Genomic DNA, 22,664 nt, shown 5'->3' with positions numbered 1-22,664 from the left:
CCCTCCTCGCTTAACCGTATCCGTCAGACCGGAGCGCCGATAATCGCGCCCAGACGGTCGCACAGCTCCTGAATCGCCGAATTCTTCAGCCTGTAGCTCACGCGGTTGGCGATCAGCCGGCTCGTCACCTGAAACAGCGTCTCCATCTCGACTAGCCCGTTCTCCTTGAGCGTCTGCCCGGTTTCCACCATGTCCACGATCCGGTCGGCGAGGCCGATCAGCGGAGCCAGCTCGATCGAGCCGTTCAGCTTGATCACTTCCACCTGCTGCCCCTGCTCCCGGAAATATTGCGAAGCCACGTTCGCGTACTTCGTCGCCACGCGAGGATGGATAACCGGCTTCCAATCAGGCAGCCCGATGACCGACATCCGGCACTTCGCGATGCCGAGATCGAGCAGCTCGTAGACGTCCTTGTTTTCCTCCATCAGAACGTCCTTGCCCACGATCCCGATATCCGCCACGCCGTACTCCACGTAAGTCGGAACGTCGACCGGCTTCGCCATGATGAACTCCATGTTCGCCTCGGGAACCGGGATGATCAGCTTGCGGGAATCGTCGAAATCCTCCGGAATCGGCAGACCGGCCTGCCGGAACAGCTTGCTGGCCTGCTTGTAGATGCGCCCTTTGGGCATCGCGACTTTTAACGTGCCGCTGTCCGTCATGCCAAATCATCCTTTCCGTCTTCGAAAGAAACCAGCTTCTCATACGTTCTTCCGCGGTACGATATCCCGCTCCCGCTCGCATGCCCTTCCTGATGCGAAGCCCGCAGCTCCTCCAGCTCAGAAGCCGATACGAGCGCGGTCACGACGATCTCGCCTTGCTCGCGCAGCCTGTTCGCCTTCGCGAGAGCGGCCTGACGCTGCGGGCCCTCATACGCCACGAGCGTCCGTTCGCGCTCTTCCGCGGCGTCTTCCACGACCTCCAGAATACGCGTCGTCTTCAGCGCGAATCCCGTAGCGTGAGCGGGGCGTCCGAACTGCGAGAGCAGGTTGTCGTACCGTCCTCCGCTGCACACCGGGAAGCCCAGATGCGAGGCATAGCCTTCGAAAGTCATGCCCGTGTAATAGGAGAAGTCCCCGATCATCGTCAGATCGATCAGCACGTGCTCCTGGATGCCGTACGCCTCCAGCACGTCCCATACGTCGCACAGATGTCGGATCGCCGCCCGCGCGCCTTCGTTGGAGCTAAGCTCCAGCGCCTGGGCGCACACCTCCTGACCGCCGCGAAGCCGCAAAATATCTTCCAGCTCCCGCTTCCACGCGGCGTCCAGCGACAGCTTGCGAATCGCGTCCCGGTAGCCGACGTGATCCCGCTGCAGCAGACAGGCTTTCAGCGTCTCCTGTTCGCCAACCAGCCCTGGCAGCGTCTCCTCGAACAAACCGTTCAGGAACCCGACGTGGCCCATCGCGATCTTGAACGCCGGCACACCCGCCGCCTTCAGGGAGGCGACCGCCAGCGCGATCATCTCCGCATCCGCCTCCGGAGACGCGTCTCCGACCAGCTCTACGCCGGTCTGGTAGAATTCCGAGTCCCGTCCGCCCTCTTCCTCGAAAGCCCGAAACACGTTGCCGTGGTAGCTCAGGCGGATCGGGAACGCCTCATCCTTCAGCAGCGAACCGACGACGCGCGCGATCGGCGCCGTCATGTCCGAGCGCAGCACGATCGACGTGCCTCGGCGATCCAGCAGCTTGAACAGCTTCTGGTCCGACGTCGAGCTGGCCATCCCGACCGTATCGTAATATTCGAGCGCGGGAGTGATGATCTGCTCGTAACCCCACAAGCGCATGCACTCCAACACGCTGCGCTCGATCCTCCTCAGCTTGGCTACCGCATGCGGCAAATAATCCTTCACTCCGGTAGGCTTCTCGAACACTTTCGGTTTCGTCATCTTTGCGCACCTTCTTCGCGTTTTCCTCTATTGCAAATGATTTGTTTCAGCTTTGAACGGACCGTGCCGCACTCTCTTGCGACTCTCCGTTGCTTCTCGCATTAACTTCACCACATTAAAGTACTACCATGTTACCATACTGCCAAAATAAAGAGATTAGTCGTATATTACCATGACCCCATCGCTCAGTCAATCCCGCTTTCCCGATACGTTTCCGCTCTCCGATACAGTGAAAGTCGCCCGACGCCGTCTAGGCCGTCGGGCGACTTTCGTTTATTCGAATACGACTCCTGCGCCGTACTGCACCAAGTCGCGAACAAGCATGAACGCGTCGCCGTTCGTCAATCGTTCACGGTCGGTCAGATTGGCGATCGTCTCGCCGCGAATCCATCCCCGCTCCGCCAATGCCTGCAAGGCCGTCTGACGGTCGGCGGCCAGATCTGCCGCTTGTGCGATCATATACGCGGCCAGATCGAGACCAAGCGCTTCCTTCGCGGATGCCCCGCCAACCGAGGAAGCCGTCAATGTACGCCGTATCAGCTCCGGATAGCGCTTCTGCAACGTACGCATCTGATTTAAGAATCTCTGGGGATTCGTCGTCTCGTCCAGCTTCCAGTCGTTCCCGTACCCGCCGCTCGCAAGGGCCAGGCTGGCCGCCGCCGCAAGTCCCGGGTACGCTTCATGCTTCGTATAAGCCGGAGGCGCGAAGCTGCGCATCGTCAAGTCCATCCCTTGCTTCGTCAACCTCTGCCGAAGCTCCGCCATCGCTTCCCGCGACAGGGAAAGCTCCCGCAGGGAGACTCCCCGCTCCAACGCAAGCTTGACTGCGGCGCCCGCGGCCTCGCCGGTCGCCATTCCGAGCGGAATAACCCGAGCGCTGCCGTGAGGCAGCGTGTCGAAGCTGGCCGACCGGCCAACCACGAGCAGACCGTCCACCTTCAGAGGAACAAGACTGCGGAAGGGCACCCCGTACTGCTTCGGCACCATCAGAATCGTGCCTTTGTTATTGGCGTCGAGACTTTGAATATCCACCTCGTACGCCCCGTAGGCGATCGCGTCCCAGTGATCGCGATTGTCCAGCAGATCCGCCATTGTCAGCCGGTACTCTCCCAGAATGTGACGGGTTTCCCTGACGTACAGCTCGGGCGCGGTGCCGGCGAATTCCACGCTGCGGAACTGCTCGAATCTCGTCTTCAGAAATTCGACAATCAGCGGCGCTTCCTTCTCGCCGATCCGCAGCCCCTCGCTCACCGATTCCGGATCAAGCGGATCGATTCCGTAAATCTGCATCGAGTTGATCAGTACCGTGTCGCCGTCCTCTCGGCCGATGTTCAGGTTGCGCATTTGCACTCTCGCCGAATCCGAAGACACGTACTCCCTGGCCTGCTGATATCCCCAGATGCTGCGGCTGTCGAAGCCGGTATTGTCGAACCGCTTCATCTTGCGCCACACTTCATCCGTCACGCCGCTGAGCTTGAACACCAGCGTAACCGCCATCCGCGCTTCCGGCTCCCCGAGATCCTCGCGTCCGAACGTATATGCCGCCCCAGCGGCGGCGGCCACGTCGGCATCCTGGGTTGCGTCGATAATCGCCTTGGCGCGGACGACGATCTCCCCTCTTCCGTCCCCCGTCTCCAACCGCATGCCGGCAACCTGGTTCCCTTCCAACACGGGCTCCATTGTTCGCGCATGCATAAGCAAGTCGATATTATCCTCCGCGGATACCATTCGATTGAACAGATTGGCGGCGCGGTTGACATCGAAGGAGGTGCCCTGAATGCCGTTGTACCACTCTTGGAACAATCCTTTGTTCAAATAAACGGGATCTTTCCAGAGCCGATATTTCACAGGAGCCTTGTTGAGATCGAGCGTATTCAGCCACCCCAGCGTCATCAACCCGCCCAGGACGGAACGGTCGCGGCTCTCGACGAGCAGCACCTTCAAGCCGTTGCGCGAAGCCGAGATCGCCGCCATAATTCCTTCCGGATCGGTTCCGGCTACGATCACATCGTACTCGTCGGCAATGCGTTCCGCGGAAACGACGGGATCGAGCGGCTCCTGAGCAACCTTGTAGTTCGATTCATGAAGCCGATTCTGGTAGGTTAGGCAGAGCAGAAGGGGAACGAGCAGCAGATAACCGATGATTGTTCCCGGACGCTTCACGATTTCGCCACCTCGCTATCGAAGCTCCGGGCCGTCGGCGGAATCGCCAAGCGAACGCAGAGGATTGCCCCCGACACGCGCCCCCGGAGCGACGTCCTTGTGAACGACAGAGCCGGCCGCAATGACCGCGCCGTCGCCGATTGTCACTCCCGGAAGCACCGTCACGTTCGCTCCGATCATGACGTTCGAGCCGATCCGGATATCTCCCAGACGGTATTCCTTGATCAAATATTCGTGAGTGAGCAGCGTCGAGTTGTAGCCGATGATCGAGTTGTCTCCGATCGTAATTCGCTCGGGGAAGAAGACGTCCACCATCACCATGAGCGCGAACGACGTACGCCGTCCGACTTTCATCCCAAGCACTCGCCTGTAGATCCAGTTTTTAACCGGCAGGCTCGGACAGTAGCGCGCAATCTGGATAAAGACGAAATTGCGCACCGACTTGAACCGGGACACCGTGCGGTAGACCTGCCACAGCGCGTTCGGACCCTCCACCGGATACCGCTCCACGTTCCTCAACCTTAAGCACCCTCATTTCCGATTCCGCATAGAGCCAGCAGCTCGTCCATCTCCGTTACGATGTACGATGCGCCGGATTTGCGCAGCAGCTCTTCCCCTTTCAGGGACCATGCGACTCCGACGGGAACGGCTCCCGCCCGGAGCGCGGATACGATGTCGACGGAGCTGTCTCCGACCATCAGCGTCTCTGACGCTTTCGCGCCGAGCGCCGCGACCGCCTTCTCTACCGGCTCCGGATGCGGCTTCGCGTTCTCCACGTCGTCCAGCGTCACGATCGTATCCATATAGGAGTAGATCTCCAGAAGCTTAAGCGCGCGAATCGTCGTCTCCCTCATCTTCGTCGTTACGACGCCAAGACGAACGCCCTCCCGATGAAGCCGTTCGATCGTCTCCTTCACACCCGGAAACAGCGACACCATTTCATCGTGCTTAAGCAGATTGTATTCCCGGTAGGCGCCCACCAGCGTCGCGACATCGTCTCTCCCGCTAAAATGCTTCATCTGAACGGCCAGAGGCTCGCCCATCGACGGAATAATCTGCTCCCGCCCGAAACTCTCGGGAACATGGCCGCGAAGCGCATGCATGAAAGATTGGATGATCAGTTCGTTCGTATCGATGATCGTGCCGTCGAGATCGAACAGGACGGTCGTAATCTTGGCCCCGGACCTAATCTCCGCCGCCACCGTCGCCTCCGCCGCTTCCCGCTTCGCCTGCTGCGTCTTTACCGCCGCTTCCTTCGTCTGAATCTTTGCGGTTGGCTGCTCCTCCGTCCGCGTCGTTGCGTTTGTTCCCGTTTGCGTCATTCTTGCTGCTCCCCGTTTCTTCGCGCCCCTCGGACGCGGTTTTCCCGGTTTTGAAATTCACCAGCGGATCGTTGTACTTCTCCGTTGCATATCCCAGCTTGCGCCGCGTTGCGATCAGAATGATGCCGCCTATGACGAGCAGCAGAGCCAGCAGCTGCGAGATGCGGATATTGCCTTCCGCCGGGTTCAGGTAGCCTTGCTCGAACACGGCCGTCATCGGAGACCACAGCGCGTCCAGCGTCGACTTGAGCCACTCCGGCCCTTTGAAAGCCAAGCTGTCCGTGCGAAGCGCCTCGATGAAGAAGCGGCCGATCGAATACCAGATGAAATAGGTGAACAGCAGTTCGCCCGATTTCAGGAAGTTGCGGCGCCGGATGACGAACAGAATGATCAGACCGACCAGGCTCCACAGCGATTCGTAGAGAAAGGTCGGATGATGAAACACGCCCTGGACGTTCATCTGATTCACGATAAAATTCGGAAGGTGGAGCGTCTCGCGCAGAAACGACTCTTCAACCTCTCCGCCGTAAGCCTCTTGATTGACGAAGTTGCCCCAGCGCCCGATCATTTGCCCGATGAGCAAGGATGGAGCGCAGATATCGGCGATTCTCCAGAAGCTGTAGCCTTTGGCCCGTATGTAGAAAAATCCGCTGAGCAGCGCTCCGATCAACGCCCCGTAGATGGCGATCCCGCCGTTCCAAATCTGGATGATCTCGCCCGGATGATCCTGGTAATAATCCCATTTGAACGCCACGTAATACAATCGCGCCGCAATAATGGAAGACGGAACTCCGATCAGCAGCAAGTCCAGGAAAAAATCGGCGTTTAGCCCGAAGCGCTTGCCTTCCTGAACCGCGATGAGCAAGCCGGCCAGAGCCGCGGCCCCCAGAATGATGCCATACCAATGTACATCAAGAAGAGTTCCTATCGAGAACGCGATCGGATCGAGCAGCATCGTAAACATCGTTTTCCTCCAACTCTCTTATTCGTAATCGTCCTCGGATATCGCTTCCGTCAGCTTGTTCGTGAATTGCAGCGCCGCATTGTAGCCCATCCGCTTAAGCCGATAATTCATCGCAGCCACTTCCAGAATGACCGCCAAGTTCCGTCCCGGTCTGACCGGCACGGTGAGCAGCGGTACCTCAGTCTCGATAATCTTGGTCGTCTCTTCGTCCAGTCCGAGGCGATCGTACTGCTTGTCCTGCTGCCAATTCTCCAGACGGACGACGAGGCTGATGCTTGTCTGGTTTTTCACCGCGCCGGCTCCGAACAAGGTCATCACGTTCAGAATGCCCAAGCCGCGAATCTCCAGCAGATGCCGAATCAGCTCCGGAGACGTTCCGAACAGATGGTTGTCGGCCGTCTGGCGGATTTCGACCGCATCGTCCGCGATCAGGCGATGGCCGCGCTTGACCAGCTCCAGCGCCGTCTCGCTCTTGCCGATGCCGCTGCCGCCGGTAATGAGCATGCCCACGCCGTACACGTCCACCAGGACGCCGTGAATCGTCGCCGACGGAGCCAACCTTTTCTCCAGAAAATTCGTAATCCGGCTGAGCAGAATCGTCGTCGCGACGGAGCTCCTGAGTACCGGAAAATTGCGCTCGTTGGCGATCTCCACCAGCTCGGCGGGAGTGTCCAGTCCGCGCGTAATAATAAGGCAAGGCGTTTCCTCGTGGCATAGCCTCTCCATCCGGTCGCGCCGCTCTTCCGAGGTCAACGTTTCCAGGAACGCGAGCTCCGTACGGCCCAGCATCTGCGCCCGATCCGCCGGATAGTAATTGAAATAGCCGGCCATCTCCAGGCCCGGCCGATTTAAGTCGTCCGTGACGATAGTACGTCGCAATCCGTCTTCGCCGGCGACAATTTCGAGGTGAAATTGCTGCACGAGCTCGGATACTCTCACTTTCTTGGCCATCGTACAGCTCCTTTCCTGATTTCCCCTATTTATCGTATCGAAAATAATCGGACAAAGCAATCGAATTCGCTGGATGAAACGGCGATTGAGCGGCATGCGCCAAAAAACCGTCCGGCCAGTGGCCGAACGGTTTCCGCTCTTACCGATCTATTAGCTCTCGAACACGTTCAGTTCCGAGTCCTTGTCGAAGATGTGGACTTTGTTCATGTCGATCGCAAGCTTGATGTTTTGGTTCTCGCGCAAGCCGGAGCGGCCGTCAACGCGGGCAATGACGTTCTCTTTGCCCAGACCGTTCAGGTACAGGTATTGCTCGTGACCCAAGTTCTCCGCAACTTCGATCGTCGCGTTGACGACCGTGTTCGGGGAAGCTTCGATGAATACAGGCTCTTCGTGCAAATCTTCCGGACGGATGCCCAGGATGATCTCGCGGCCGATGTAGCCTTTGGCGCGCAGCACTTTCGCTTTGCCTTCCGTAACTTCAACGTTAAAGCCGGTTGCGCGGAAGCGAACGGAGCCGCCTTCTTCAACCAGTTGGCCCGTGATGAAGTTCATCGCCGGAGCGCCGATGAAGCCTGCAACGAACAGGTTGACAGGGTGGTTGTACAGAACGTCCGGAGTAGCGGCTTGCTGAATGAAGCCGTCTTTCATAACGACGATACGGTCGCCCATCGTCATAGCTTCCGTCTGGTCATGCGTTACGTAGATACAAGTCGTCTCAAGACGCTTCATCAATTTGGAGATGTTCGCGCGCATTTGCGTACGCAGCTTGGCATCCAAGTTGGAGAGCGGTTCGTCCATCAAGAACACTTGAGGCTCACGAACGATTGCGCGTCCCAGTGCGACACGTTGACGCTGACCGCCGGAGAGAGCCTTCGGCTTGCGGTCGAGCAAGTGCTCGATTTCCAGCGTGCGAGCCGCTTCGCGTACGCGACGGTCGATCTCGTCTTTGCGGAATTTGCGCAGCTTCAGACCGAATGCCATGTTCTGATACACGTTCATATGAGGATAAAGGGCGTAAGATTGGAATACCATCGCGATGTCGCGATCTTTCGGAGCGACGTCGTTCACGACGCGGTCGCCGATGTACAGCTTGCCTTCGGAAATTTCTTCGAGTCCTGCGATCATACGCAGCGTAGTCGATTTGCCGCAGCCGGATGGGCCTACGAGTACGAGAAATTCCTTGTCTTGGATGTCCAAGTTAAAGTCGGTAACCGATGCTTTGTCGGAACCCGGATATTTTTTATACACGCTTTCTAAACGAACGCCTGCCATGTACATTTCCCCCTAAACTTCGTTTGAAGGTACACGAATATCTTACCTTACAGCCGGGCCGGATGACTATGCACAAAGCGTACAAAAAATTCATTTCCTTTTCGTGACTTTGTACAATAGCAATAAGATCCGTACGAGCACTGCGTCGTTGAACGAGCGCACGTCCAGTCCCGCCTCGTTTTTGATTTTGTCCAACCGGTACAGAAGGGTGTTCCGGTGAATGAACAGTTTTTTGGCGGTTTCGCTCACGTTGCAATCCATCGAGAAGAACGCGTCCAGCGTGGCGACCGTCTCCGAATCGGTAAACAGGTCGGGCCTTCCCATCATCTCTTCGACGAAGCGGGAGCGAACCGTCTCGGGAATGCCGCTGAGCAGCCTCTCGAGATGCACGAGCCACGGCAGATGAATCTGCATGCCCACGTGGAACTTGCGACCGAGGAAGATCGTCTCCCTCAGCGTAGCAACGATGCGCACGACGTTCTCCGAAGGCACGATCGGCTCTCCCACCGCGATGTGACACTCTCCGCCCCATTCGCTCGTAATCAGCTCGTGCAGCCCTTGAGCCAATGAAGCCAGCAGCTCCTTCGTCTCCTCGTGCCCGATCTCTTCGTCTCCGTCCGCGTCCGCCTCGGACAGCACGCTGTCGCTGGTGAGCACGAGCCATTCGTGCTCACGCAGAGGAATCAGCAGTGTGTCTTCCGGGATATACGTCCGTATCGTCTTCTCCAATTCGCCGTACGACGGCTCCTTGTCTTCCACCTGCTCGCACGAGAGGAGAAAAGGCACCATTCCCTCGAACAGCCGGTTGCGCAGCTCCATTCGATCCGGAACTTCCGCCCTCCACTCGCCGGCCGCCACCGACTGCTGGATCCATTCTCCGAATCGTCTGGCCTGGCGCTCCAGATCGGAGGCCGTCGAGACCGGCCGCATGTTCCCTTGGCGGATCGCCCAGCTCAGAAGCTGTCTCTCGAGCGGAGACAGCGCGGCCCCGATCTCCACGCAATGGAGTTCGGATCCGCCGACTCGCGCGAGCATCAAGCACCCGGTATCCGTCTGAATGGCGTCTCCGGCTTCCGGGTGCTTCTCCCCGCCCGCCTTCTCCCATTCGGTTCCGGTCAGCACTTTGGCGACGACCGTCGCGTTCAGCAGCTTGCTCAGCTCCTGCAGCTTGGTTTTGTTCATCGTCGAAAAGCCCCTTGTCAGCGAAGATTGCGATATGCGTCATTGTACCATATTTGACGCGGGCGGAGCGATTCAACGCACAATGAGCAGCACGACGATGGACAGCAAGGAGAACACCGCCGCGATCAGGTAGAGGAAGCTGACGGTCTGAACCTGCGTCAGCCCCCACTTCATCAGGCTGTGGTGGGTATGCAGATTGTCCGCCCGGTGCAAGCCTTTGCCTTCGAGCAGCCTTCGCGAGAATACGATCACCGTATCCAGAATCGGCACGCCGAGGGCCAGCATGGGGACGGACAGGGAGAGCAGCGTCGCCCCTTTGAGCGTGCCGTCCACGGCCGTTACCGCAAGCGCGTATCCCAGGAAGGTCGCTCCGGCGTCGCCCATGAAAATGCGAGCGGGATGGAAGTTGTATGCGAGGAAAGCCAGACAGGCTCCCGAGAGCGCGACGGCCACGAGCGCCGTATCCTTATGCGCGAAGATGAGCGAGGCGGCGAACAGCGTCATCGAAGAGATCGCGGTCACGCCGGACGCCAGTCCGTCGATGCCGTCGATGAAGTTGAGCATGTTGATCAAGGCGAACACCCATACGGCCGTGAAGGCGGCGGAAGCCGCCGGGGAGAAAATGATCATCGCGGCGGAGGAAGGCGAGGAGATTCCCTGGATGGCGATCCCCTGCCAGAACGGGACGAACGCTACCGCGATGTAGGCGATGAGCCGGGGCCATACCGGGAATTCCAATCCCCTGGCCTTGAATCCGTCGTCGATCAGCCCGACGACGATCAGAGCGGCGCCGCCGATCGACAGCGCCCGGAACAAAGGAGAATCGCCCATGAAGAGAACAACCGGTACCATGACGCCGGCAAACAGCGCGATTCCCCCGGACAACGGAACCGGCGCCGCATGGATTTTGCGCTTGGAGGGACGATCGACGAAGCGGAAGCGGAGCGCAAGCTTGCGCACTTGAGGGACGAGCAGCAGCACGATTGCGAAAGAAAGAGCCAAGGCGTACAGGTAGATCATCTGGTGTCCTCCGCCATTGTTCGATATGCACTTAACTTTCCCCCGTCCCGACGCCTTCTATCCCTTAAGGGCGACCGCCAGCGCCTTCTCCTGAATCTCGATCGCCCGGCCGATGCCGAGCGTCCGCAGCTCCGCGACGCAATCGTCGAAGCTGCTTAGCGGCTCCACGCCGAGGATAATTTTCAGCGACACCTCGTCCACCAGCGTCTCGACGTCCTGCATAATGGCCGACAGCTCCGCGTTTTCCTTCTCCGATAAGGAGACGCGCGGCATCCTATGTTTGGCGGCGTCGGTATCGGACCATATGTCCATCGCCTGGCGCTGCTCCGGCAGGAGATAGTACTGTTCGATATATCGGCCGTCCTGCACGAACGCGCCGAAGTAGCTCGCCCTCGTGTACATGGCCAGAGCCTGGGAGGGAGCGAGCTTGTCGGGATTGTCCAGAATCAGCTTCGTATACGTCGGATAACCGTCGATCATCTCGTAGCTCTGCCCCTCGATGCCGAAGTTGAACAGCAGATGCCCCTCCTCTCCATACCCGTAGTCGAGCATTCGGACCGCCTCCTCGACGTTCGGACTGTTCGCCGAGATCGCCACTCCTCCCGTTCCGACGTAGTCGAAGCTTCGCTGCCCGAATTTCGGCCGCTCTCCCTTGTTCAGAACCGGATAAGGAGCGGCCGCCAAGCGTGCCTTAGGATCCTTGGCCTGCATGAACGGCTGCCAGGTGCCGATGCCCGCTCCCGCGTTCCAGATGCTGGCGCCGCTTCTGCCGGAGATCACGTTCGCGTCCATCGTCTTCGTGTCGACGGTGGCGATATTTCTATCGATCAAGCCTTCGTCGTACCACTGGCGGAACAGTGACAGGAACTCCTTGTATCCCGGTTCCAACGGACCGAACTTCACCCGGCCTTCTTCGAGATAGAAACCGTTTTTGACGCCGAACGCGCCAATGAAGGCTCCTCCCTCCAGTCCGAACAACGGATGCGGAACGCCCAGGAACGTTAGCGGCGCGGCCGCTCCCTTCCGCTCCTTGAACGCCTTCAGCGTCTCGTGCCACTGCCCGATCGTCTCCGGGATCGGAAGGCCGAGCTCGTCCAGCCAATCCTTGCGCACGATCGGCCCCTGGAACGTCAGCAGCCTGTCGTCTCCGCGGATAAACGGAAATACATAATAGCTTCCCGAGCCGGTCTTGACCTGCTTGTCGATCTCAGGATGCTCGCTCAAGTATTTGCGCAAGTTCGGAGCATGCTTCTCGATCACTTCGTTCAACCGCAAAATATAGCCGTCGGCGATCGCCTTGTCCGGTCCGCCCGGGAACGTATCCCATTCGAACTCGATCATATCGGGCAGATCCCCGGAAGCCAGCAGCACGTTGAGGGACTCCCTGGCCTGGTTGGCCGGGGGCTGAATGAACGTCAGCTCCACCCCGGTCTGACGCTGCCATTCTTGGAAAAAGGGAACCTGCTGGAACGTCGGAACGATGCTTCCCGCGTTGCCGTTCAGTTCCGCCCAGTAGGTCAGCCGCCGGGCCTCCCCTTCTTTCGCGCCCTCGACTTGCCTCTGTGCGCCGCCCGCAGACGAGCTCTCCGGTCCGGACAGCGAGCTTGTCCCCGTGCAGGCTCCCGACAGCAGAAGCATGGCCGCAGCAAGCAGCAGCCGGGCGGATGCGCGGCCTCCCGTTCTTGTTCTCATCTCCCGCTCCCCCTTGTTGATCTATCGGCAGGCATGCCGCTTCAGCTCATTTCCTTGAATTTGCCCGGCGTTATGCCTTCGTATTTCTTGAACACGCGAATGAAGGTCGCCGCTTCGTTGTAGCCGACCCGCTTCGCGACGTCGGAGATCGACGTCCCCCTGTCGCGGATCATCCGCTTGGCCCTGTCGATTCGCAGCTTGTTGATGTAGTCCGGGAGCCCTTCGCCGATCTCGTTGCGGAACAGCTTCGACAGGTAGCTGCCCTTCAGCTCGAAGCGTTCTCCGAGCGAGTTCACGCTGAGATTGACGTCGTCGTAATGCTCTTCGATATGGCGAATCACCTTCGCCGCCAGATGGCGCAGCGATTCCGCCCGCTCCTGGGAGACGCCCTTCTCCCGCTTGGCGGCAGCGAAGGCGCAAACCTCGTCCAGCAAGTCGAGCAGTTCCTTCCGCATCTCGTGGATCGTATCGCAAGCGATGATTTTATCCATCCATAGCGGATTGTCGCCGAGAATGCTGCTCTCGCCGTCTCCGATTTCGTTAATCGCCTTCACCATCGTGCCGACCAGATTGAAGATCAGACACTTGGCCAGCGTCAGCGTCACGACCGGCTTGTTGAAATTCCGCTGCATGATCTCGTCCATCGCGCGTGAAGCTTCTTCCCCGTCGCCCGCCTTGATCCAGTTGATGATCTGCTGTTCCAGCTGCAAGGGATAATAGTACCCGAACTGAAGATTGTCCGCCGGATCGATGCGAATGTCGTCGTACGTAATGATTTCCCTCTTGCCCCTCACCATCTTGTACTCCATCGCGTCGACGGCTTCCCGATAAGCCTCGGCAATGCCCGCGAACCCTTCATGAATGCCTCCGACCGAGATCGTCAGATCCAGCCGGAACTGCAGCAGAAACAGCTGGGCTTCCGTCGCGATCTCGCGCAGCTCGTCCCTGAACTCCGTCGGATCTCCCTCGGAGAAATTGACCAGGCACACGATCATATCGTCGATCTCCGCCACGTAGCCCGCATGGCCGTGACGTCCGACCAACTCCTCGACGACATTGGTAATAATGAACTGGGCCAGCTTGCGCCGTTCGTCGGCGTCGATACCCGGCAGCACCGAAGAAAGGTTGCCCGCGTTCTCCACGACGAACAGAATCGTCGCGAAACGCTCCGACGACAGCTTCATCCCGAACGATCTGAACGCCTCGTCGTAAGGCACGAGCGAATCCATCCGCCCCTTCAACAGCCGGTTCAGCATGTTGGAGCGCAGCGTATGCTGGTGCAGCTGCAATTGCAGCGCGATACGTTCTTTCTCGTTCCTCGTCTGGGAGATCGCCCTCTGGATGAAATTCAGCTCGTTGCCGTCCGTTCGCTCGCCATGAACGCTCTTGTCCGACAGCGATCGCACCAGCTCCTGAATCGGGGAATAATTCCTCCGCACGAAAAACCAGGTCAGCACTCCCGCGCCGAGCAGACTGATCGCGATGCTGGCGTAAGTGAACTTGCGCACGTACTCCGCCTTCTGCCAGAAAATCCCGCTGGGAATGACCAACGCGTATTTCAGATCGGACACGGAGGACGGAATCGAGAGCAGCTCGAAATCCGCGTTCTCTGCCGAATAGCCTCCGGCGAGCTGTCGGACCGCCTGCTCCTGAACGTGCGCATCGGTCAAATTGGACAGCAGCACCTCGTTGTCCTGATTCAGAATCAGCACCTGGCCTCCGCTGAAGCCCGAGATGCTCTCGATCGCTTCCTGGAACCGGGACAGATCGGTCATGACGACGACCGTGCCCGTCACCCTGCCGTTCAAATCTTTGGGCAGGTGGGTTAAATACGCGATCGACGTTTTCGGATACAGCGCGTCCATATGGGGCAGCAGCAGGAAGCGGCTGCTGGCCGAGTTCCGAATCGTCTCCAGCCATTGCCCGTAGCTGATTTCCCCCGTCGCATGGATCGTATTGAAAGCGGTTTCGAGTTCGCGTACGTTGCCGGAACGCAAAATCGCCCCCTCCTGCTCCCAAGTCACGTAAAATTCGTCGATCGAAGCGTACGAGGTCTGGTAGGTCTGCAAATCCTTGACGAGCTGATAAGCGGTGTACTGCGCGTCCCCCTGAGTTTTCGTGGAGTACATCAGGCTTTGCAGCTTGGCATTCCACGTCATCTCCATATTAAGCCGCTTCATCAGATCGATCTGGGTGTCGATCGTGTAGCGCGCCTGCTTCAGCAAAGAGTCGTTCGCGCGATGAATCTCGCTTCTGAGCGCGTCGCTGGACTGGGTATAGATAATCAGGCTGATGATCCAAGGCACGAATAGAACTACGCTGTAGGAGACGATCCATGTAAATACGACGCTTTTGCGCTTTTGCCACAAATATCGAATCTTCAAGAGCCTCTCCTCGCAATCGTCGTCTCTGGGGCGATAGGTGTCGGCCTCCTTCTTTTGGTTCTTTCATTATAGCGGCATGAACGCTCTCTGGACATATGCAAAAAGTTCAACGCGATTGACGAAAACTCCAAGAAAGCCTTGCGCAACGAGGGATTCAGGGCGCCGGGCCCATGAGAATAAAGGCCGTCCCTCTCCCGTCGAACGCGAAGAAGGAGCAGCCTGTGGGGGATTATCCTTTTAACGATCCGATCATGACGCCTTTCACGAAGTAACGCTGGACGAACGGGTACACGAACAGAATCGGCGCCGTCGCAACGACGATCGTCGCGTATTTGATCGTCTCCCCGATCTGGTGGCGATCCCCTGCATCGGCTCCCGCCGTCATGCTGTCCGTCGAGTTGGCGATCAGAATCTCCCGGAGCACGAGCTGCAGCGGATACAGGTCCCGGCTCTTGATGAAAATCGAAGCGTAGAACCAGCCGTTCCACTTATCGACCGCATAGTACAAAATCATGACCGCGATGACCGGCATGGAGAGCGGCAAAATAATGCGCAGCAAAATGGTCGCGTGATTCGCCCCGTCGATCTTCGCGGACTCCTCCAGACTGTCCGGAATGCCCATGAACGACGTGCGCATGATGATCAGATTAAACGTGCTGACCGCGAACGGAACGATGGTCGACCACAGCGAGTCGAGCAAGCCGACCCCTTTGACGATCAGATACAACGGAATAAGGCCGCCGGAGAAAAACATCGTGAACACGATGAAAAACATGATGGCGTTGTTCCAAAGCACGTTTTTGCGGGACAGCACGTACGCGGCGAGCGCGGTCATGACCAGGTTGACGGCCACGCCGGCCACGACGATAAAGAACGTGTTGCGGTACCCGATCAGAATGCCCGGATTGCGGATGACGCTCTCGTAAGCGTCGAAGCTGAGGCCGAGCGGTCTCCACAGGAAGCCCTTATGCGTGATGAACTCTCCCGGCTCGCTGAACGAGGCGAACAGCACGTATACCAGCGGATACAGAGTCACGATGACCAGCGCGGAAAGCGCCGTATAGACGAAGACGTCGAAGAGCCTGTCGAATGCACCTTTTTCTCGTTTCACGGGCTCACCTCACCATAGACTGCTATTGTTAACCCGGCGGCTGATCCAGTTGGCCGTGATCAACAGCGCGAGATTAATGACGGAATTGAACAATCCGACGGCGGAGCCGTAGCTCCAGCCGAACTCCAGCAGCCCTTTCCGATAGACGAAAGACGAGATGACGTCCGCGGTTTCGTAGGTTACCGGATTGTAGAGCAGAATGATTTTCTCGAAACCGACGTTCATCAGATTGCCCATCCGCAGAATGAGCATGATCGCGATCGTAGGCATAATGCCCGGCAGCGTAATGTAGAACATTTGCTTCAGCCGGCTAGCCCCATCCATCCGCGCCGCTTCGTACTGCTCCATATCGACGCTCATGAGCGCTGCGATGTAGATAATCGATTCCCAGCCGATTCTCTGCCAGATTTCCGACAGCACGTAGATCGGGCGAAACAGCTCCGGTCTCTGCAGCATCGCCTGGCCGTCGTAGCCGAACAACATGAAGAATCGGTTAATGACGCCGTCCGAGTTCGTAAAATCGGTAATAATCCCGCAGATGACGACGAGCGAAATAAAGTAAGGCATGTACGTAATCGTCTGAGCCGTGCGCTTGAACGCCTTGTTGCGAACCTCGTTAATGAGCAGCGCAAGGATGATCGGCGCGGGGAATTCGAACACCAACGTGTACAGACTGATCAAAATCGTATTTTTCAAAATCCGCCAAAAGTAATAACTGTTGAAGAAATCCTCGAAATGCTTCAATCCCGCCCAGTCGCTGCCCAAGATCCCCTTCATCGGAGAATACTCCTTGAACGCGATCAAGGCGCCGTACATCGGGGCATAGTGAAACACGGCATAATACACGAGAACCGGCACGATCATCAGGTACAAGTACTTATTCGTCGCAAAATCCTTCACTACGCGCCTCTTCATTGCCAAACTTCCGGACGGCTTTGCTGTCCCCAGCGCTGCCCGCGCATCTGCCATATCGGGCGACTCTCCTCTCGATCCGGATGAAGGGAGGACGGCCGAGCCGTCCTCTCCTTGCATGCAGCCGTCTTATCTGTTCTTGTACCGCTCCCAAGCGGCGGTCTGGATCTCGATCGCCCGATCGAGCTTCAGCGACTTCATCTTCTCGACATAGCTTTCGAACTTGTCGACGGATTCCGTTCCCAGCACGATCTTCAGCGTCATCTCGTCGATCAGCGTATTGATGTCGTTCATGATCGTGGCATATTCCGAGCTTTCCTCGGGCGTCGGCGTCAGAGGAGGCAGAGCGTAATTGGACACGTCCGTGTTCTTCCAGACATCGATCGCGTCGCGCTGCGTCTGCAGGGCGAAGAACTGCTCCGCGTAGCGCTTGTCTTGGATGAACGGTCCGTTATAACTGCCGCGAATGTACATGGACATCGCTTGCGCCGGGGCCAGCTTATCCGGGTTCTTCATCAGCAGATCGGTATATTTCGGATAACCGTCGACCAGATTGTAGCTGACGCCTTCCGTGCCGAAATTGAAGAACATGCGACCTTCCTCGCTGTAGCCGTAGTCGAGCATTTTGACGGCCAGCTCGGCGTCCTTCGCGGCCGTCGTCACGGCGACGATGCCTCCGCTCGAATACGCGTTGTCCTTCTGTCCGAACTTCGGCTTATCCCCTTTGTTCAGTACCGGATACGGCGCCGCGACGAGCACGGCGTTCGGGCTGTTCTGCTCGACGAGCGGCTGCCATCTGCCGATGCCGCCGCCGGCGTTACCGACCGAAGCGCCCGTCTGGCCGGAAGCCCAGTTGCTGTCGATCGACTTGGCGTCCGCGGTTGCGATGTTTTTGTCCAGAAGCCCTTCCTTGTACCATTGCTGGAACAAGCCCAAGTAATCTTTGAACCCGCTTTCCGCCGGACCGTATTTAATGACTCCGTCCTCTTGGTAGAATCCGCGGTTAACGCCGAACGCTCCGAGGAACGCGCCATTGTAGGAATCGTTGAAGAAACGCGGTTTGCTGTTCACGGTGAACGGTGCGGATGCGCCCTTCTTCTCCTTGAACTCGCGCAGCGTCGTCGTCCATTCGTCGATCGTCTCCGGCACGGGCAGGCCGAGCTCGTCGAGCCAGTCCTTGCGGATGATCGGTCCTTGGAATACGCGCAAGTACTCGTCTCCGCGAATGAACGGGAACGCATAGTAGCTGCCGTTGTCCGTTTTGACCATTTTGTCGATATCCGGATTTTCCTGAAGGAATTTCTTCAAATTCGGAGCGTGCTGATCGATCAGATCGTTCAGCCTCAGAATATAACCGTCCGCGATCGCCTTCTCCGGGCCGCCCGGGAAGTCGCTGAGGAAGTTGTATTCAATGATGTCCGGCAGATCGCCGGAGGCGAGCAGGATGTTAAGCGCTTCCTTCGCTTGCCCCGACGGAGGGGCGGTGAAATTCAGCTTAACTCCCGTTACCTTCTGCCACTCTTGGAAAAAAGGAACTTCGTCGTGCGTCGCTTTGACGCCTACCAGGTTGCCCGTCAGCTCTCCCCAGTAGGTCAGCGCCTTGTCTGTGTTGAGCGGATACGTCGCCGTCCCGCCTTCTTCTCCCTGCTGACTCGCCGAAGCTTCCGTCGTCGCGGACGGGCTGTTCGATGCTGCGGGGCTTTCCCCTTTGTTTGCGTTGTTGTCTTTGGATGAACAAGCGACTAGCAGCGTGCCGACCATTATAATGGCAAGGGCAGCCATGAGCAGTCTTTTCATTTCCCAACCTCCGCCTGTCGAATAGTGAGATGCATCTCGCTATCAGACTAACGGAGGAAACGATGGGGCCGATATGGGCAAAACGTAAAATCGAATGACGAATTTCGCGTTGCCGCAGCGACGATTTCTCCAATTGGATTGATCATACGGACAAAAAAAAGAGCCGGGAATCATCCCAGCTCTTGCAGCGCTTCGTCCGGAGAAAGCTCGCCGCTTGCTACCCGTTCGATGCGATCGGCGAACATCTCCAGCATGTAATGAAACAGTGAGACGACCTCCAGCAGTTCGTCCGCCGATACCGTTCGCGAGGACGGAACCGTATAGACATAGCGGGCATACACTTCCCCGTCTTCCTTAATGCCGAAGTATCCGAGCGGCAGTACGCCGTTGGCTGCGTGCAGCAAGCTCTCCAATGCGCTCCTTCTATTCGCGGCTATCTCGCAAGGAACGACGGTATAGAGCTGCAGCAGTCTGATCCACTCGATGTCGGATTCCGGAAGCGGCACGAAGTTCAGGTTAACGATCCGATCCCGGCCGCGTGCGTCCTTGCCGAGCGGCAGCAACAGCACATGCAGCGGAATGTCGGAAGAGCGCTCCAGCAATTCCGTAGAGAAGCCTTCCTTGTTCAACCCGGCCTGCAATCCTCCGAGTTCCGCCAGTTGTTTCGCATGCTCCATTTCCGATACCATTGGGCACCCTCCGTCTGTCGTAGATTTCTAACTTTTTCTCCGCTGGCAGCCGGGGTTAATCCCGCTGCTTCATCGCTTCCATCAGCAGATCGCGCTGCTTGTCGATGTCGCCGTTCGCCTCGAACAGCGCCTTCGTGCTGCATCCCGTCGCTTCAATGTAAACCAGAACCCGCTGATACTGCTTCTTCGCTTCATCCGTATCGTCGGCCTCGGGAAGCTTGGCGACCATATCGAGGATGAGGTCGGTGTCGTTGGCTCTCTTGGCATGTTTCTTGTCGGACGACTTATCGGCATTAAATACGGATGACCAGGCGCTGTCCGGACCTTTGGCCGACGCTTTGTCGCGTCCGTATTGTTTGAACCGGCGGAACAGCCCCATTCCGACCTTCGCGCCGCTTGCCGCCGCCTTCAGACTGATGCCTACCGCAGAGCCGGCGCCGCTGAGCGTGGCGATATCTCCGGCCATGCTGACCATTTCGAGTCCGGCCTCTATGCCTCCTCGGGTCAGCCGCTTCTGGTTGATCGATTTCATTTCTTTGGCCAGTTCGTAATTTTGAATGTCGTCGAGTTCGCTTTGCGCCGCCTTCTTCTCGTCCTCGGTCGCGCTTTGGTTAGAGGTATCAATAATGTCCATTAATTGTTTACGACGTTCGTCGATTTTCTCCTTGTTCGTGCCCAGCGATTGGTGGATCGTTTTGCCGAACAAAGTGTAATTGTTGCTCTTGACCATGTCGCTGTTGGCGTACTTGGCTTTGAAATCTCTCTTGATCGTGGTCATCTGCTCCTTGGAAGCATGCCACTGCATCATATCGAACACTTTAATCGTAATTTTGATGCCGCTGATCGCGATGCCGATTCCCGGAACCGCTTCGGTCAGCTTGCCGACTCCGGATTCAAGAATTTCCAGAATCGACTTGACGGTTTTGACGGCCGATTGCGCCGACTCGAGTCCGTTATGAAGCGCGCTGAGCCCGCCTTTGATCGCGTCCTCCTTGGAGATGCCGTCCTCCGAGAAGCATTCCTTGAACACTTCGTATATATCCTTAACCATGAAAAAGGCGCTCTTGATCGCCGCCAAAGCGTCCCCGATGCTGCCGGCATAACCGGCTACCGCTTCCGATGCGCCGGTGCCCTCCTCGTTGCCTTCCAGCTTGGCGGCGTTATCGATGACTTTCGCGACGCCCGTAAACGACTTCTGAACACTCTCCGCCCCTTCGTACAGAGCTCCCGCCGTCTTCGCCTTACTTTTGGACTCCTCGATCGCCTTCTTCATATTGATTAATCCGACAAAACCGGAACCTACGTCCAACAACCCCGAGGCGACGCTCAGCTTCTGATTTTCCCGGTCTATTTTCGCCTTTTCGCCTTTTTGCGCCGAGACGTCCTGCCCGCTCTTCTCGCCCTTCTCGATCCGATCCTTCAGATCGTCCGACATGTCCTGATAGTTATCGGATTGCCCGCCGACGCCCGAATTCGAGATCTCCATCGTATCGCCGGCATTGTCCGGAGCGGAGCTCTCGTCTTTATAGGCTCCCGCCTGGCCGAAATTGCCCGAACTCTGCGCGTCTTTGACCTTGCTGCGCATCATCCCCAAGCCTCTTGGCCGGGAAGCGGTTGCAGTCGAGCTTGCAGCCGGGGATGCCGGCGTCTGCGTCGACGGTGCTGCTGGCGTTGTTGTCGTTGTCGCCTGCGTTGATGGTGCGGATGTCGATGCTGTCGGTGCTGCTGGCGCCAATGTCGTTGGCGTCGATGACGCTGCAGCCACTGGTGCCGGTATCACTGGTGTCGACGTTGCAGGTGCTGCTGTAGTTACAGTAGTTACTGTCGGCGCCGTCGCTATTACTGGCATTGGCGATGTCTGTGTCGACGGCGCAGCTGGCGTTGTTGTCGATGGTGTCGTCGTCGCCTGCGTTGATGGTACGGATGTCGATGTCGATGCTGTCGGTGCTGCTGGCGCCGATGTCGTTGGCGTCGATGACGCTGCAGCCACTGGTGCCGGTGTCGCCGGTACTGGTGCCGCAGGCGCAGGAACGGTCATAGTCGTCGTCGCACTCGCTGCCGGATTCGCATTCGAATTAGGGGAGGGCGTTCCCTGGTTGCCTTGCGTGCTCTGGACACTCCCCGCTAACTGAAGCGTCCCCTGATTTCCAACGTTCATCTGCAGCCATTGAAGCGTGTTCAAGCTTTGGCTATTCTGACGGTGTGCGCCGGGAACAACCTTGCTGCTGGACGTTTTTACTTGCGCCGCTCCGGTTCTTCCTGCGACATGGCCTTGTGTCATGCAGTCTTCCCCTTTTAGCCAAGCGGGCACTGAAGTTACAAGCCGCTTGCGAATAATCAATCCATTATAAGACAGCCCTCCTCCGGTTCACAGTGAGTTTGGTCGCAAAAGATGTCATATGACAAATTGGATTTTTATGTAACAATAAAACCGCCAAGTCACCCTGACGGAAATCAAAAAAAGCAGACGCTTTAACGTCTGCTGTCAGTTCGAAAACTGGTGAGCCATGTAGGACTCGAACCTACGACACCCTGATTAAAAGTCAGGTGCTCTACCAACTGAGCTAATGGCTCGGGTAATGGTGGAGGGTGATGGATTCGAACCACCGAACCCGAAGGAAGAGATTTACAGTCTCCCGCGTTTGGCCACTTCGCTAACCCTCCATGTATAACCCGCCGGTAGAATGCACACCTGATTGGCTTGCTAATACCGGGTAAAACAGATGGTGGCTCGAGACGGAATCGAACCGCCGACACGAGGATTTTCAGTCCTCTGCTCTACCAGCTGAGCTATCGAGCCTTACTTGCCTTAGTACAGGCATCCGACGAATGGTCGGAAAATAAATGGCGGAGCCGACGGGATTCGAACCCGCGGTCTCCTGCGTGACAGGCAGGCATGTTAGGCCTCTACACCACGGCTCCGCGATACTAGGGGTCCCCGAAAAGTATTCGGAATATGCTACGAAGGCATTCTTCACTTTTTGGGGTACTTTTATGGTGGAGGCTGAGGGGATCGAACCCCCGACCCTCTGCTTGTAAGGCAGATGCTCTCCCAGCTGAGCTAAGCCTCCATGGGAATAAAGATTGGTAGCGGCGGAGGGACTTGAACCCCCGACCCTCCGGGTATGAACCGAATGCTCTAGCCAGCTGAGCTACGCCGCCACATCGTAAACGTCGATTCGGCACGATAGCTGAACCGATATGCATTCATCATGCACGCAAGGCTTACGCCTTGAAAACTGGATGCGAACCAAGTGGAGCGAAGAAGAAGGTGAAGTGTCTTGCTTTGTCGTGTCATTCGTTAGGATAAGCCCTCG

Annotated in this window: 19 protein-coding genes and 6 tRNA genes; 2 read left to right on the top strand and 23 right to left on the bottom strand. The window is 57.6% G+C overall.

The genetic code is table 11. The features are described from left to right. Positions 1-23 precede the first annotated feature (23 nt). The 17 genes from hisG to B0G52_RS07305 all read right to left on the bottom strand — a co-directional run bounded on the left by hisG (position 24) and on the right by B0G52_RS07305 (position 20,935). Positions 24-662, bottom strand: a complete 639-nt coding sequence (gene hisG, locus B0G52_RS07385) for an ATP phosphoribosyltransferase (protein ID WP_094042902.1) — start codon at positions 660-662, stop codon at positions 24-26. Next, on the bottom strand, positions 659-1,888 hold the full coding sequence (locus B0G52_RS07380) for an ATP phosphoribosyltransferase regulatory subunit (RefSeq protein WP_094042901.1): 1,230 nt from the start codon (positions 1,886-1,888) through the stop codon (positions 659-661). Before B0G52_RS07380 ends, hisG begins: the two co-directional genes overlap by 4 nt. 273 nt (positions 1,889-2,161) lie before the next feature. Further along, on the bottom strand, positions 2,162-4,051 hold the full coding sequence (locus tag B0G52_RS07375) for an FAD-dependent oxidoreductase (RefSeq protein WP_094042900.1): 1,890 nt from the start codon (positions 4,049-4,051) through the stop codon (positions 2,162-2,164). A 15-nt stretch (positions 4,052-4,066) separates the two neighbouring features. Further along, the gene (locus B0G52_RS07370) at positions 4,067-4,570 is read right to left on the bottom strand and encodes an acyltransferase (protein WP_094042899.1); all 504 of its coding nucleotides are present in this window, start codon (positions 4,568-4,570) and stop codon (positions 4,067-4,069) included. A 2-nt stretch (positions 4,571-4,572) separates the two neighbouring features. After that, complete coding sequence (gene ppaX, locus B0G52_RS07365) at positions 4,573-5,253, bottom strand: pyrophosphatase PpaX (RefSeq protein ID WP_198960614.1); 681 nt, start codon at positions 5,251-5,253, stop codon at positions 4,573-4,575. Further along, positions 5,237-6,337, bottom strand: coding sequence for a prolipoprotein diacylglyceryl transferase (gene lgt / locus B0G52_RS07360; protein ID WP_106359397.1), 1,101 nt, complete (start codon positions 6,335-6,337; stop codon positions 5,237-5,239). The genes ppaX and lgt overlap by 17 nt, the downstream gene beginning before the upstream one ends. Before the next feature lie 18 nt (positions 6,338-6,355). After that, positions 6,356-7,288: an HPr(Ser) kinase/phosphatase gene (hprK, locus tag B0G52_RS07355; protein ID WP_094042898.1), complete on the bottom strand. Its 933-nt coding sequence runs from the start codon at positions 7,286-7,288 to the stop codon at positions 6,356-6,358. A gap of 150 nt (positions 7,289-7,438) precedes the next feature. After that, a complete protein-coding gene (locus B0G52_RS07350; RefSeq protein WP_094042897.1) occupies positions 7,439-8,560 on the bottom strand; it encodes an ABC transporter ATP-binding protein in 1,122 nt (373 codons plus the stop codon). Positions 8,561-8,650: 90 nt separating this feature from the next. Next, the gene (locus B0G52_RS07345) at positions 8,651-9,742 is read right to left on the bottom strand and encodes a PucR family transcriptional regulator (protein ID WP_094042896.1); all 1,092 of its coding nucleotides are present in this window, start codon (positions 9,740-9,742) and stop codon (positions 8,651-8,653) included. Between the two features lie 72 nt (positions 9,743-9,814). Next, entirely contained in the window at positions 9,815-10,762 is a 948-nt protein-coding gene (locus tag B0G52_RS07340; protein ID WP_094042895.1) for an MraY family glycosyltransferase, read from the bottom strand. Positions 10,763-10,819: 57 nt separating this feature from the next. After that, positions 10,820-12,454 carry an extracellular solute-binding protein gene (locus B0G52_RS07335; RefSeq protein WP_233162457.1) on the bottom strand — a complete coding sequence of 545 codons (1,635 nt, stop codon included), beginning with the start codon at positions 12,452-12,454 and terminating at the stop codon, positions 10,820-10,822. Positions 12,455-12,495: 41 nt separating this feature from the next. Next, on the bottom strand, positions 12,496-14,838 hold the full coding sequence (locus B0G52_RS07330) for a helix-turn-helix domain-containing protein (protein ID WP_094042894.1): 2,343 nt from the start codon (positions 14,836-14,838) through the stop codon (positions 12,496-12,498). Between the two features lie 229 nt (positions 14,839-15,067). Then, on the bottom strand, positions 15,068-15,949 hold the full coding sequence (locus B0G52_RS07325) for a carbohydrate ABC transporter permease (protein WP_094042893.1): 882 nt from the start codon (positions 15,947-15,949) through the stop codon (positions 15,068-15,070). Between the two features lie 9 nt (positions 15,950-15,958). Continuing rightward, positions 15,959-16,864, bottom strand: a complete 906-nt coding sequence (locus tag B0G52_RS07320) for an ABC transporter permease (RefSeq protein WP_094043284.1) — start codon at positions 16,862-16,864, stop codon at positions 15,959-15,961. A gap of 126 nt (positions 16,865-16,990) precedes the next feature. After that, the gene (locus B0G52_RS07315; RefSeq protein ID WP_094042892.1) at positions 16,991-18,658 is read right to left on the bottom strand and encodes a type 2 periplasmic-binding domain-containing protein; all 1,668 of its coding nucleotides are present in this window, start codon (positions 18,656-18,658) and stop codon (positions 16,991-16,993) included. 170 nt (positions 18,659-18,828) lie between these two features. After that, positions 18,829-19,347: a YbjN domain-containing protein gene (locus B0G52_RS07310; protein WP_094042891.1), complete on the bottom strand. Its 519-nt coding sequence runs from the start codon at positions 19,345-19,347 to the stop codon at positions 18,829-18,831. A 55-nt stretch (positions 19,348-19,402) separates the two neighbouring features. Continuing rightward, positions 19,403-20,935: a hypothetical protein gene (locus B0G52_RS07305; RefSeq protein ID WP_094042890.1), complete on the bottom strand. Its 1,533-nt coding sequence runs from the start codon at positions 20,933-20,935 to the stop codon at positions 19,403-19,405. Positions 20,936-21,006: 71 nt separating this feature from the next. Here B0G52_RS07305 and B0G52_RS35540 point away from each other — a divergent pair, with 71 nt between their 5' ends. Then, positions 21,007-21,156 carry a hypothetical protein gene (locus tag B0G52_RS35540; protein ID WP_158223617.1) on the top strand — a complete coding sequence of 50 codons (150 nt, stop codon included), beginning with the start codon at positions 21,007-21,009 and terminating at the stop codon, positions 21,154-21,156. A gap of 51 nt (positions 21,157-21,207) precedes the next feature. Further along, a complete protein-coding gene (locus B0G52_RS35230; protein ID WP_143762532.1) occupies positions 21,208-21,387 on the top strand; it encodes a hypothetical protein in 180 nt (59 codons plus the stop codon). Between the two features lie 458 nt (positions 21,388-21,845). Here the strand turns inward: B0G52_RS35230 and B0G52_RS07295 are convergent. From B0G52_RS07295 to B0G52_RS07270, 6 genes are all read right to left on the bottom strand, one after another. Continuing rightward, a tRNA-Lys gene (locus tag B0G52_RS07295) sits at positions 21,846-21,921 on the bottom strand. 6 nt (positions 21,922-21,927) lie between these two features. Then, positions 21,928-22,011: transfer RNA gene (locus B0G52_RS07290), tRNA-Tyr, on the bottom strand. A gap of 60 nt (positions 22,012-22,071) precedes the next feature. Continuing rightward, positions 22,072-22,147, bottom strand: a tRNA-Phe gene (locus B0G52_RS07285). A 45-nt stretch (positions 22,148-22,192) separates the two neighbouring features. Then, positions 22,193-22,269, bottom strand: a tRNA-Asp gene (locus tag B0G52_RS07280). Positions 22,270-22,342: 73 nt separating this feature from the next. Further along, positions 22,343-22,418: transfer RNA gene (locus tag B0G52_RS07275), tRNA-Val, on the bottom strand. A gap of 14 nt (positions 22,419-22,432) precedes the next feature. Continuing rightward, positions 22,433-22,509: transfer RNA gene (locus tag B0G52_RS07270), tRNA-Met, on the bottom strand. Positions 22,510-22,664 lie beyond the last annotated feature (155 nt).

This window comes from Cohnella sp. SGD-V74 (assembly GCF_003001675.1).
Lineage (GTDB): Bacteria > Bacillota > Bacilli > Paenibacillales > Paenibacillaceae > Cohnella.
Note: the sequence above shows the minus strand (reverse complement) of the source record. Positions and strands in the feature narration are given on the sequence as shown.